Origin of the sequence: Acinetobacter sp. YH12095 (assembly GCF_013419245.1) — a bacterium.
In the GTDB taxonomy this organism is placed as follows: domain Bacteria; phylum Pseudomonadota; class Gammaproteobacteria; order Pseudomonadales; family Moraxellaceae; genus Acinetobacter; species Acinetobacter towneri.
Genome location: NZ_VPAL01000007.1, coordinates 19,437 through 32,805 on the forward strand (window position 1 = coordinate 19,437; position 13,369 = coordinate 32,805).

At 43.3% G+C, this 13,369-nt stretch carries 11 protein-coding genes and 1 pseudogene; 3 read left to right on the plus strand and 9 right to left on the minus strand.

The annotated features are described in order from the left end of the window. The first annotated feature begins 263 nt into the window (after nt 1-263). On the plus strand, nt 264-1,250 hold the full coding sequence (locus FTU35_RS06865) for a mechanosensitive ion channel family protein (RefSeq protein ID WP_131261199.1): 987 nt from the start codon (nt 264-266) through the stop codon (nt 1,248-1,250). On the opposite strand, the gene FTU35_RS06870 is transcribed toward FTU35_RS06865, so the two are convergent. From FTU35_RS06870 to prfB, 5 genes are all read right to left on the minus strand, one after another. Continuing rightward, nucleotides 1,224-1,937, minus strand: coding sequence for a 16S rRNA (uracil(1498)-N(3))-methyltransferase (locus FTU35_RS06870; protein ID WP_179991255.1), 714 nt, complete (start codon nt 1,935-1,937; stop codon nt 1,224-1,226). The genes FTU35_RS06865 and FTU35_RS06870 overlap by 27 nt on opposite strands. Nucleotides 1,938-1,939: 2 nt before the next feature. Then, nucleotides 1,940-3,220, minus strand: coding sequence for a 3-deoxy-D-manno-octulosonic acid transferase (locus tag FTU35_RS06875; RefSeq protein ID WP_179990252.1), 1,281 nt, complete (start codon nt 3,218-3,220; stop codon nt 1,940-1,942). Nucleotides 3,221-3,304: 84 nt separating this feature from the next. After that, on the minus strand, nt 3,305-4,384 hold the full coding sequence (locus tag FTU35_RS06880; RefSeq protein WP_096901672.1) for an alkene reductase: 1,080 nt from the start codon (nt 4,382-4,384) through the stop codon (nt 3,305-3,307). A 20-nt stretch (nt 4,385-4,404) separates the two neighbouring features. Then, nucleotides 4,405-4,704 (minus strand): helix-turn-helix transcriptional regulator, encoded by a 300-nt coding sequence (locus FTU35_RS06885; RefSeq protein WP_019837093.1) that lies wholly within the window; start codon nt 4,702-4,704, stop codon nt 4,405-4,407. Nucleotides 4,705-4,861: 157 nt separating this feature from the next. Beyond that, nucleotides 4,862-5,957, minus strand: a protein-coding gene (gene prfB / locus FTU35_RS06890) for a peptide chain release factor 2 (protein WP_104852716.1) whose coding sequence is annotated in 2 segments (ribosomal slippage) — nt 4,862-5,884 and nt 5,886-5,957 — 1,095 coding nt in all. Because the reading frame shifts where the segments join, the coding sequence is not laid out codon by codon here. 571 nt (nt 5,958-6,528) lie between these two features. Between prfB and FTU35_RS06895 the strand changes: the two genes are divergently transcribed. Together FTU35_RS06895 and FTU35_RS06900 are read left to right on the plus strand one after the other, a co-directional pair. Further along, nucleotides 6,529-7,305: a putative porin gene (locus tag FTU35_RS06895; protein ID WP_004974263.1), complete on the plus strand. Its 777-nt coding sequence runs from the start codon at nt 6,529-6,531 to the stop codon at nt 7,303-7,305. A gap of 54 nt (nt 7,306-7,359) precedes the next feature. Continuing rightward, nucleotides 7,360-7,866 (plus strand): annotated as a pseudogene (locus FTU35_RS06900) (putative porin); the annotation flags it as partial. A 58-nt stretch (nt 7,867-7,924) separates the two neighbouring features. Here FTU35_RS06900 and recJ read toward each other — a convergent pair. The 4 genes from recJ to guaB form a co-directional block, all read right to left on the minus strand. Further along, nucleotides 7,925-9,628, minus strand: a complete 1,704-nt coding sequence (recJ, locus tag FTU35_RS06905; RefSeq protein ID WP_154320187.1) for a single-stranded-DNA-specific exonuclease RecJ — start codon at nt 9,626-9,628, stop codon at nt 7,925-7,927. A 13-nt stretch (nt 9,629-9,641) separates the two neighbouring features. Continuing rightward, a complete protein-coding gene (gene pdxH, locus FTU35_RS06910) occupies nt 9,642-10,298 on the minus strand; it encodes a pyridoxamine 5'-phosphate oxidase (protein WP_096901662.1) in 657 nt (218 codons plus the stop codon). An 11-nt stretch (nt 10,299-10,309) separates the two neighbouring features. Next, a complete protein-coding gene (gene glmM / locus FTU35_RS06915) occupies nt 10,310-11,641 on the minus strand; it encodes a phosphoglucosamine mutase (protein WP_154320186.1) in 1,332 nt (443 codons plus the stop codon). 142 nt (nt 11,642-11,783) lie between these two features. Next, nucleotides 11,784-13,250 (minus strand): IMP dehydrogenase, encoded by a 1,467-nt coding sequence (gene guaB / locus FTU35_RS06920; protein ID WP_004974257.1) that lies wholly within the window; start codon nt 13,248-13,250, stop codon nt 11,784-11,786. Between the last annotated feature and the right edge of the window lie 119 nt (nt 13,251-13,369).

Genomic DNA, 13,369 nt, shown 5'->3' on the forward strand with positions numbered 1-13,369 from the left:
CTGTACTGCGCATTGCATTATTTTTAAAGAAAATATCGTCTAATAACCGTGAGTATTAACATTTTTTTACGCAGCCAATCATTCATACCTGCGACCCTGTCTTACAGATAAAACCACATACAACTCGCAGTTTAAATGCTACAAAATAGTACGCTCATCACTTCTATCCAAGTTGTCTAAAATACTGGCAAGTAAGCATTGCTCATTAACCAAATTGAGTTTTTCAGGCAAAATAGTCGCTTCATTTTGAATTCGGAATTATCGTGGCAGAATCCAAACCCTCACTCAGTGAAGTTTCTGAAAACACCAGTCAGCTGTTGCAGGAAGCCACTGAAAAAACCACGCAAACCGTGATCAATCATACGGCCAAGTACAATGACGCCTACTCCACCATCGACAAAATTATGGAAGGATTTTGGGAACGTGTGCCGTATTTGATGATTGCAGCCGTGGTGCTGATTCTGTTTTGGCTGCTTGCCCGACTGTTTAAATGGTTTATTCGCAAGACCCTGAACAATCGTTCCTATACCCGACAAAATTTGGTTTTGGTGCTGAATCGGGTCGGTAGCTCTGCAATTATTTTCTTTGGTTTTCTAATTGCGATGGTGATTGCAATTCCAGGTTTTACCCCAAGCCAACTGATGAGTGCTTTAGGTCTAGGCTCCGTGGCAATTGGTTTTGCTTTTAAAGATATTTTCCAGAATTTATTATCGGGTGTGCTCATTTTGATTGGAGAACCATTTAAAATTGGTGATGACATCATCGTGAATAATATGGAAGGTACGGTAGAAGATATTCAGATTCGTGCCACCTTCCTGCGCTCTCCCGATGGGCGTCGAATCGTGATTCCAAATGCTACGGTGTATACCAGTGCCGTAACGGTCAATACGGCTTATACCCGTCGTCGTTGCGAGTTTGTGGTCGGTATTGGTTATGAAGATGACGTACAAAAAGCCAAAGATATTATTTTGGCCATTTTAGACCGTGACATAAAAATCTTGAGCCAACCTGCATTTAGCGTCAATGTCACTGCCTTGGCCGATTTTTCGATTAATTTAAATGTGCGTTGGTGGGTAAATACGACGGAAACCACCACTTCAGCATCCATCAGTGAAGTGCAGGAACGGGTGATTGCCGCGTTTGCCGAACATCACATTTCGATTCCTTATCCTGTGCAGGAAGTGAAAGTTTATCGTGGTGATGCAGCAGTCAATGAAGATGATTCAGCCCGCACTAAACAAACGCCCTAAAACATAAGCAATCACAGTTTCAGTACGAATAATACGGTTGCCCAAGTGCCGCGCTTGGCAGCCGTTTTTTTCGAGCAAATCAATTTCGTAGGGAATAAATCCACCTTCTGGGCCAATCACAATACTGCATGGATGTTGGATGGCATGTGGCATAGCTTGATCGGTATAAGGATGCGCCACATAAGCAGGACAATCGGCAGAAATCAAACTGGGTAAGACATCTTCCACAAAGGGTTTAAAGCGTTTATAAAGCTGAATCTCAGATGCAATGGTATCGCCTGCTTGTTCCAAACCCAAAGTTACATATTGATCGAGCTGCTGCAAAAATGGCGTTTGCCAATAGCTTTTATCAACCCGATAGCTGTGCAGTAAAATAATTTTTTCCACACCTAACGTCACGCTATCCATAATTAAACGACGCAATACTTTGGGGCGTGGTAAAGCCACAATCAGGGTCACAGGCAGTTTTTTCGGTACAGCTTCTTCATACAGGGCTTTGACTTGAATCCGCTGCTCACTAACGTCCACCACTTCGGTCAAATAACGCTTGCCACCGCGAATCCCGACTTTCAAGGTGTCACCGACTTGTACACCGACATGCGTGTGTAAATGCTGCACTTGGCGCTGGGCGCTAATAGACCACACTTCATTTGTGGTCTGCCGAGGGTCAAGCAAAACGATATTCATATTTAAAGATACTGATTAATCACGTGAATATGCTCAGTCAAAGAGCCACGATTTTTATACATAATCACTTGAGCATTTTGATTCAGCTGAGCACGCAACGCAGGTTCAAACAACAATTGCGTTAACGTATTTACAGCTTGTTCAGCATCTTCGACCACATACACGGCTTCTGCTGCAACAAACTCATCCACAATACTTTGAAAGTTAAAATAATTTTTGCCCAATACCGTGGCGACATTTAAGGCCAAAGGCTCTAAAATATTATGCCCACCGCCAGGTTCATTCAGCGAACCACCAACATAACAGGCCTGACTTAAGGCGTACCACAACCACATTTCACCCATGCTATCGGCTAAATACACTTGTGTTTCGGGTTGAATCGCTTCAGCCAAACTACGGCGCTGCATATTGAGTTGCAGTTTTTTCACCTGCACAGCCACTTCATCAAAACGCTCTGGATGGCGCGGCACAACAATACATAACAGTTCAGGATGCTGTGCGAAATAAGGTTTCAAAGCAGTCAATAATTGCTGTTCTTCAGGCGCATGGGTACTGGCAAGGGTGATAATTTTGCGATGTGCCAATTGCCATGTCTGTTGCAACTGCGCGGCTTGCTCTACAAAATCTTCTGGCGCAGTAATATCAAATTTAATATTACCCACCACGTTTGTACGCTCGGCAGGCATCCCCAATGCGATAAAACGCTGCTGTGTGGCAGAGTCTTGCGCCAAAAGTTGCTGCAAATTTTGCAACATGCCGCGAGTTAATCCTTTAACTTTGGCATAACCTTTGGCCGATTTTTCCGAAAGCCGCGCATTAATCAACAAACACGGGACTTGAAAATGCTGCGCCTGATCAATCAAATTAGGCCACAATTCTGTTTCGACCAGTGCCAATAATTTAGGCTGATATTTCTGATAAAACTCACGAATTAAATGCACCTGATCGGCAGGTAAATACACGGCTTGAAATAAATCTAAATACGGTGCTTTTAAAAATAATGATTTGGCGCGTGCCTGCCCCGTTTTGGTGGTATTGGTGACTAAAACGGGATGTCCCACTTTTAAATAATGTTCAATTAAAGGTTGTGCGGCATTAGTTTCCCCCACCGACACCACATGAAACCAAATGGCATGTAAATTTTTAGCAGGCTGAAATGGGCCAAAACGCTCAAGCAGTTCTTGTTGTAATTGCTCAGGATATTCGGCACGTTTACGAATACGTGACTGATAAATCGGTTTTAACAGCGCCAAGGCTGCGTTATACCAAAATGGAGTAGCCAAAAGATGCGCCCCAAAGAAAGATTATCGGCAAAATATAACAGAGCCACACGCGCATGTTAATTGCATGTGGCGCTATACTGGCTTTTATTCTACAGCGTGTTGTGTTTCCGCCAAAGTTGGATAATCGATATAGCCTTCTGCAACGGCTGTACCAATCATGTTTTCCAGCTTGAGTTCGTTTAAAGGTACATCTGCCAATAAACGCTCATACAAGTCTGGATTGGCAATATACGCCTTACCAAATGACACCGCATCGGCCTTGCCCGAAGCCAATAATTCCACGGCATCAGCACGACTTAAACGCATGTTCGCGATATATGGCACACCGCCTGAACGTACTTTCATTTCTTGGGAAATGCTGTCTTCGGCTAAATATTCGCGGGTAAAGAAAAAGGCGATTTTACGCTGCCCCAATTGCTGCATGACATAGCCAAAGGTTTCACGTGGATCATCATCTCCCATGTCGTGCTCATCGCCACGTGGTGCTAAATGCACACCGACTCGACCTGCGCCCCAGACTTCAATTAAGGCGTCCATCACTTCTAACAAGAAACGCGCACGATTTTCAACCGAACCACCGTATTCATCGTCACGTTGGTTGGTTTTGCTTTGCAGGAATTGATCAATCAAATAACCATTGGCTGCATGCAACTCTACCCCATCAAATCCTGCTTCTTTGGCACGGATGGCGGCTTGTTTATATTGCTCGGTAATGGTGTGGATTTCTGCAATTTCTAAGGCACGTGGCAACACATATTCACGTTTAGGACGCAACAAACTGACATAACCTGCTTGTTGTACCGCACTTGCCGATACTGGTGTTGCACCATTGAGTAAATCTGGATGTGAAACACGACCTACATGCCACAGTTGCGCCACAATCAAACCACCTTTGGCATGCACGGCATCGGTAACGAGTTTCCAACCCTGCACTTGAGCATCGGTAAACAATCCTGGGGTATTTAAATAACCATTGGCTTCTTCAGAAATTACCGTTGCTTCTGAAAGAATCAAACCTGCACTGGCACGCTGTGCATAATATTCTGCCATCATTGGCGTTGGAACACGGTCATCGCTGGCGCGGCTACGGGTTAAAGGTGCCATCACCACACGGTTTTTTAGATGCAGATCACCCAAAACTAAAGGAGAGTCTAATTCAGCCATTTTTGCCTCTAATCTCACAGTTAAAGTGAGTGTTTTAAATATTCGACATATTGCTGAATGAGTGCTTCATTACGAGAAAAATACGACCATTGTCCATATTTTTCTGCACGAATAAGACCTGCCTGTTGCAGTACCGATAAATGATTTGACATGGTCGATTGCGACACGTTGCCCAAACGCTCAATGTGTCCTGCACATACGCCACGCTTAAAGTCGCCACACTCATCTACCGACAAAAATTGTTCTGGTGCTTTTAACCATTCTAAAATTTGCCGACGGGTAGGATTGGCTAAGGCTTTAAAGATTAAATCGACATCCATCATTCAGACACATATTCGTAAATATAAGCCCAATTCAGCAGCTGCTTTTAATATATCGTATTTTTTCGATATTAATATCGTTTTTTTACGATTTATATAATTTTTTAAGCAACTTCACTGAATTGGGCAGGCTCATTAGGATCTTACAGACCGTAACTTATAGACCCTGCTTTAAACTGGCTTCAATAAACTTGTCTAAATCACCATCTAAAACCGCACCTGTATTTGAAGTTTCCACGCCTGTACGCAAGTCTTTAATACGTGAATCATCCAATACATAAGAGCGAATTTGGCTTCCCCAACCAATATCAGACTTCGAGTCTTCCAGTGCTTGAGCCGCCTCATTACGTTTACTCATTTCCAGTTCATACAACTTGGCACGTAACTGTTTCCACGCATGGTCACGGTTGGCGTGTTGCGAACGTTGGTTCTGACAAGCAACCACAATACCTGTAGGTGCGTGGGTTAAACGTACCGCAGAGTCGGTTTTATTAATGTGCTGACCACCTGCACCTGACGCACGGTAGGTATCGGTACGGACATCGGCAGGGTTAATATCAATTTCAATGTTGTCATCAACTTCTGGTGAAACAAACACCGCAGAGAATGACGTATGACGACGGTTACCTGAGTCAAATGGTGATTTACGCACTAAACGATGCACGCCCGATTCAGTACGCAACCAACCATACGCATATTCACCTTCAACGCGAATGGTCGCAGATTTAATCCCTGCTACATCACCATCCGACTCTTCCATCAATTCTGCTTTAAAGCCGTGACGTTCAATCCAGCGCATATACATACGCAACAGCATCGATGCCCAGTCTTGCGCTTCTGTACCACCCGAACCTGCCTGAATTTCGACATAGCATGGGTTTGGATCCATTGGATTGCTGAACATACGGCGGAATTCTAATTTCGCCAGTTCTTCTTCAGCAGAAGTCAATTCAGACTGCACATCCACCAATAAATCTTCATCATCGGCTTCAACGGCTAAGTCCAACATGGCTTGGGCATCTTCTAACTGTGTCGCCAAACCTTCTAGGACATGAATCACGTTTTCAAGCTCGCCCTTTTCTTTGGCCATGGCTTGCGCACGACTTTGATCATTCCAGATTGCAGGATCTTCTAACTCGCGGAGAACCTCTTCTAAACGCTCTTTTTTCAGATCGTAGTCAAAGATACCCCCGTAGTGTTTGACCACGTTCGTTCAAGTCTTTTAATTGGTTTAGATAAGGATTAATTTCCACGTAAATTCTCTCAATTAACAATGAAGCTCAATAGCCGATAATTGTAGCACAGACCTGTTCTGGCATTTCTACCCTGCTGCAAATTCCAGCATAACTTTTCAGCTTTTATCGGTTGAATGCTAAATGTGGTTAAAAATAAAGATCACTTTAAACTTTTAAAATGAGAGCCTGATGATATCCAACCTAAAAAATAGCATGCTCGATTAACACTGATGTTGTCTAAATGGCTGATCTACCGCCCTGATTTTTTCCTGACACATTCAGCTGAATCCAAGCTTAAAAACTGTGTATCGTAATTGCTTCAACCCGCCAAAATAAAACAAAGATGAAACAAGTTTGATGATTTAATGATCAACTTTAGTAAAATTCACAAAATACACATAGTTTTAATAAAACAAAACATTTAATTATTTCATTTTTATTTCAATCACTTAAACTCAAAATATTACACAAATTTACGCTTGTAACAAAGCGGCAACTTTCCTGTGATTGACGCTGATTTTTTTTCGCCTAGACTGAAAGTTGTAACAAAAAGTTTAACTGTTAACCAGATTTCAGAGGGGTACTTTCCATGAAAAAATTAGCAATCGCATCAGCCCTACTTTCAGCTTTGGCTATCACTGGTACTGCGAACGCATATCAAGCTGAAATTGGTGCATCAGCAGGACTGATTGATCCAGACAACGGCAGTTCAAGCGGTTCATTCGGTGTAGATGGTACTTATTACTTTAACCCTGTACAAACCCGTAATGCACCTTTGGCAGAAGCAGCGTTCCTTGATCGTGCTAGCAACGTAAATGCCAAATACCAATATGACGAAGTTGGCGACAATGAAGCGCATACTTACGGCGTAGGTGCAGAGTACTTTGTACCGAATTCAGACTTTTACTTAAGTGGTAATGTGAGCGGTCATGACTTGAAAGACAATGATGACCTAAACAATGATTTAACCACCTATGGTGCAGAAGTTGGTTATTTACCAGCACCAGGCTTGTTAATCGCAGCAGGTCTTAAAGGTTGGGATAATGACCGTGATGATGGTGTAGACCCGACTTTACGTGCTAAATACGTAACTACACTTTCGAATGGTAAAGACATCAACCTTGAAGCAGGTGCTGCTTTTGGTGATCTCGATGAATACAATCTTGCTGCGGATTACTTCATTGATAAAACGCTAAGTGTAGGTGTCGATTATTACAGCAACGATATCAACGATAATGATGAGTTTGGTGTGAGTGCACGTAAATTCTTTACACCACAAGTCAGTTTGGAAGGTCGTGTAGGCTTTGGTGAAGTTGGTAATGCTGACTACAACCGCTTTGGTGTCGCTGCGAAATATCGCTTCTAAGCTTAAGTCTAATTCCTTACTCAAATAGCACCCTTCTTCGGAAGGGTGCTTTTTTCCGCCAAATTAAACCGTTCTGAAATTACAATCGAAGATGATGAAGATTCGATCTCGGCAGACAACACAGGTTATGCACTGGAAGTGGGTTATTTACCAATCAATAGTTTGTTATTAGCAACTGGTGTTGCAAAAGAAAATATTGACCCAATCCAAGCAAGCCAAATCGGTTTTATCAACAGCTTTACAAATATTTGGACTGCTGAAGATGATACTATTGCAACACTTCGCGCAAAATATGTCACTCAAATTGGTAACTATTATACTAATTTTGAAGGTGCAACCTATTTTGCAGATGAAACAGTATATCGTCTAGGTGCAGACCTTTATATCGACCCAACTTTAAGCGTTGGTGTTTCTTTTGCAGATTCAACAGAAGAAGATTTTGATACTATCTTTAATGTACGTGCACAAAAATTCTTTACCCCAGCATTTGCTGTAGGTGTGAATTACACGACAACTGATGGTGCGGACTCTTACGGCATCAATGGTACATTCCGCTTCTAATCCCTTACATTAAAAGCAAAAAAATCCGCTCAAATTTGAGCGGATTTTTTTATTTGGATTACTGCTCCAAATGCACAATCTGCAACTGCAAACTCACATTGCCATTAAACACATTGCGCTCTAACTCATAAACCAAACGCACATCATCCCGCATCGGGTTAAATTCAAATTTATCTTTAGCACCAAACGCAATCGCATCAACCACTTGTCCATTGTCCAATGCCAAACGCAATTTTAAATGAGCGTCCTTCAACCATCTAAAATCAACCACTTTAAACCGTCCCTCAAACACAGGCTGCGGAAACTTTTGTCCCCACGGCGCCAAATGCTGTAATAAATCTACCGTGTGTAAATCAAAAGCTTCTTGCGGCAATTCACCATCTGTCCATAGCACAGCATGAAATAAATCCGCATCCATTTGCGCAATGATCTGTTCAAAGACCTGTTTAAATTCTGCAAAGTGCACCTTTTTTATGGTCAAACCTGCCGCAGCCGCATGTCCACCAAAATGACTAACCAAATGTGGATATTGTTCTGCAACCAATTCTATAGTGTCACGTATGTGAATCCCCTCAATTGAACGGGCAGAGCCTTTAATATGCTCACCATCTTCATCGGCAGCAAATACAATCGCAGGGCGATGAAACTGTTCCTTTAAGCGTCCTGCAACAATTCCAATTACACCTTGGTGCCAATGTTCTTCAAACATGATCAAGGCATGCGGTAAATCGCTTTGATCTAACTGCAGCTTTTCCAACTCTGCCAGCGCATCTTGTTTAATTTGCCCTTCAACCTGACGGCGTTCCTGATTCAAACTATTTAACTGACGCGCCAAAGCATAGGCACTTTGCATATCCGCCGACAGTAAACACTCGATTCCAATGTCCATGGTTTCCATGCGCCCTGCAGCATTAATGCGTGGCCCCAAGACAAAACCCAAATCCTGCGCTTTAAGCTGTGCGGGTTCACGTCCTGCCAAATCCAGCAATGCACTAATCCCAGGACGACATAAATTCTGCTGTATCCGTTTTAAGCCTGCATCCACCAAAATACGGTTGTTATAATCCAGACTAGCGACATCGGCATAGGTGCCCAAGGCCACCAAATCTAAATATTGCGTTAAATTTGCAGCAGATTTGCCCTGTTTTTTACGCTGACTGGATAAGTTGGCCAACACATAAAATGCCACGCCCACACCTGCCAAGGCTTTACTTGGGAAATCACAACCCAATTGATTCGGATTCACCACAGCCTCTGCATTTGGAGTGGCTTTTGTGGTGAGGTGGTGATCGGTAATGATGACCTGCATCCCCAAAGCTTGCGCACGCTCCACACCTGCATGACTGGAAATTCCGTTATCTACCGTAATTAATAGATCAGGTGCATAACGCTCAAAAGCCAAATCGGCAATGGCGGGGGTTAAGCCATAACCATATTTAAAACGGTCAGGTACTAAATACTGCACGTGTGCGCCCATTTCGCGCAATGCCAAAATCATAAGTGTGGTACTGGTCGCGCCATCGGCATCGTAATCGCCCACAATTACAATTTTTTTCTGCTGATCAATCGCCTGATCCATCAGCTGAATTGCTTCTGGTAGACCTTTCATGCTTGGAGCAAGCAAGTGCTTCAGTTTAAGTTCCAGCTCCTGCTCAGACGCAACGCCACGGCGCGCTAAAATTTGGGCAACAAATGTAGAGACGCCCTGAAAGTTTTCAGGGCGTGTAAGTAAAGGTCTTTGCTTTATTAGAATTTTTGACATAATTTCCAGTGATTTAAGGCATCAAGCGTTGTAGTTTCCACTCACCTTCAATTTTTTCATAAGCTAAGCGGTCATGCAAACGGTTCGGACGGCCTTGCCAAAATTCGTAATAATCAGGCTGCAAGCGGTAACCGCCCCAAAATATAGGTTTTTGCAATTCAGATTGATCGCCCACTTGGGCATGCAAGTCTTGGAAACGCGCCTGTAGTTCTTCACGGCTGGCAATCACACCACTTTGCGGAGTGCTAATATGCGCAGCGATTTGGTTGTCACGTGGGCGTTTGTGATAATACGCTGTCGATTCTTGCTCATCAATTTTTTCGACATAACCGCTGACACGAATCTGACGTTCCAGTTCAGGCCAGTAAAATAACAATTCAGCATAAGGATTGGCCGCTAAATCCAACCCTTTTTGACTGTCATAATTGGTATAAAAGTCATAGCCTGCTTCGGTGGCTCCACGCAGCAACACAGTACGCACATGCGGACGACCTTGCGCATTGGCAGTCGCCAATGACATCGCATACGGTTCATGCAGCTTGGCTTCTAAGGCATGGTTAAACCAATTCAAAAACTGAATATGCGGATTGGCACTGACCTGTGCTTCTAGCAATTCACCTTTTTGGTAACTTAAACGCAGCTCACTTAAATCTTTAATTAAATCACTCACGATTACCCCCTTTAGACGGCATGACGACGTACAGCATCTGCTAAATCTTTCGCCAATGCCTCCACTTCAGCCAAATCATCACCTTCCACCATGACACGAATCACAGGTTCAGTGCCCGATTTACGAATCAATAAACGTCCACGACCTTTCAGCTGTTCCGTGGCACGGTCAAACTCTTCCACCAAGGCAGGAACAGTATATGGGTCAAACATATTTGCTAAACGCACATTTTCCAGCACATTTGGCAACAGTTTAAAATCTGCCACCAATTCATGCAGGGCTTTATTTTGTTCGACCATCACCGTTAACACTTGTAAGGCAGCAATAATTGCATCACCTGTGGTGCTCTTGTCCAAAGTCAAAATATGCCCCGATGGCTCACCACCAATAACCCAGCCATTTTTTTCCAGACCTTGTAGCACGTAACGGTCACCGACATTGGCACGCAATAATGGTACTTGGGCTTTTTCCAACGCCAATTCCAATGCCATATTGCTCATTAACGTCCCGACAATACCTGCAGGTTTTTTCGAGCCTTGTGTAGCAAGAATATATAAAATGTGGTCGCCATCAATTTGCTTGCCTTGACTGTCCACCAAAATCACACGGTCTGCATCACCATCAAATGCAACCCCCAAGTCCGCCTGATGCTCAAGCACTGCTTTTTGCAAACTTTCAGGATGGGTTGAGCCGCAATTTTCGTTGATGTTTAAACCATTCGGTTCATTGTGAATGGCAATCACTTTCGCGCCTAATTCACGAAATACCGCAGGGCCAACATTGTAGGCAGCACCATTGGCGCAATCGACCACAATAGTGAGGTCATTTAAATCTAAATGATATGGAAAGGTCGATTTACAAAACTCGATGTAACGCCCATTGGCATCTTTTACACGAACACTTTTACCCAAGTTGGCTGTGTCTTCAATTTTTAACTCTTGATGTAATTCTTGGTTAATTTCTTCTTGTATCGTATCTGGAAGTTTTTTCCCTTCACCGGAGAAAAATTTAATCCCGTTATCAAAATACGGATTATGCGATGCTGAAATCACAATGCCTAAACTGGCATGCAAAGCGCGGGTTAAGTGCGCAATAGCGGGCGTCGGCAATGGGCCGAGCAAATGCACATAGACACCTGCGGCATTTAAACCCGCTTGTAATGCTGCTTCTAAAATATAGCCTGAAAGACGTGTATCTTTACCTAATACCACAATAGGTTTATTTTTTTTGGTGTGTTTTTTTAAAACTTTACCTGCTGCAAAACCTAGTTTTAATGCAAAATCAGGTGTAATTGGTAACTCTCCAAACTTCCCTCGAATGCCGTCTGTACCAAAATAACTCATATTGTTCTCACTTCTTAGGGGTGATCTTTATCATCACTTTTTTACTGCGAGTTACTTTACACCAAAAATGAAAAAGCCGTCACATTGATGACGGCTTTTATTTGAAAATGCTACTAAATATCAACCAACGCGATAGTTCATATTAACCAACGCGATAGTTCGGCGCTTCTTTAGTAATCGTCACATCATGCACGTGAGATTCCTGCATACCTGCTGCAGTAATTTTCACGAATTTAGCATTTTGGCGTAGATCTTCAATAGTTGAAGAACCTGTATAACCCATAGATGAACGTAAACCACCCATCATTTGATGCACGATGTTGCCCATTGGGCCTTTGTACGGTACACGACCTTCAATACCTTCTGGTACAAGTTTTTCTGCACCTGCTTTCGAGTCTTGGAAATAACGGTCTGCAGAACCTGTTGCACCTGCCATTGCACCCAATGAACCCATACCACGGTATGCTTTGTAGTAACGACCTTGGAAGAATTCAACTTCGCCCGGTGCTTCTTCAGTACCTGCAAGCAATGAACCGACCATAATGGTACTTGCACCTGCACCAATTGCTTTGGCCATATCACCAGAGAAGCGAATACCACCATCGGCAATTAATGGAATCTGTTCTTTCAATGCATTGGCAACAGCGTCAATTGCAGAGATTTGCGGCATACCAATACCTGCCACAATACGTGTGGTACAGATTGAACCCGGGCCAATCCCCACTTTCACTGCATCTGCACCTGCATCTAACAATGCCAAAGCAGCATCGCCAGTTGCAATGTTACCGCCAATTACTTGAACTTGTGGATAGTTAGCTTTTACCCAACGTACACGCTCAATTACGCCTGCAGAGTGACCGTGTGCAGTATCAACCACAATCGCATCGACACCTGCTTCAACCAATGCTTCTACACGGCTTGGTGTTTCTGCGCCTGTACCCACTGCAGCACCCACACGTAAACGACCTAAGTCATCTTTACAGCTGTTTGGATACAATTCTGCTTTACGGAAATCAGTGACCGTAATTAAGCCTTTTAATTCCTGCTGGTCATTCACCACCAAGACTTTTTCAATACGATGCTGTTGCAATAAAGCTTGAATGTTTTCTTTAGATTCGTCTTCGCGTACTGTCACTAAACGATCTTGACCTGTCATGATGTTGCTGACAGGTTGCTCAAGGTTGGTTTCAAAACGTGTATCACGTCCTGTCACAATACCGACAACTTTGCCATCTTTTACTACAGGTACACCGCTAATATTATTGGCTTGAGTCAGCGCAATCAATTCACGTACTGTAGTTTCTGGCGTTACGGTAATCGGGTCTTTCACCATACCCGCTTCAAATTTTTTCACACGGCGCACTTCGGCTGCTTGCGCAACGATGTCCATGTTTTTATGCAAAATACCAATACCACCGTTTTGCGCCATCGCAATTGCCATACGAGATTCAGTCACCGTATCCATTGCTGCTGAAACCAAAGGAATATTCAGGTCAATGCCGCGCGTAAAACGTGTCTTTAAGGAGACATCTTTTGGGAGAACAGTAGAATAGGCAGGGAGTAATAAGACATCATCGAAGGTTAACGCTTCTTGAACGATGGTCAGCATAACAGTCTCACTGGTAATTTCCGTGAGCCATTATAAACAAATCTGGGCACAAATTTCATTTGTTCTCTAAGAAATATTTTTTATTCTGCCCTTCTGGGGGATGCAGCATGAAAAAATCG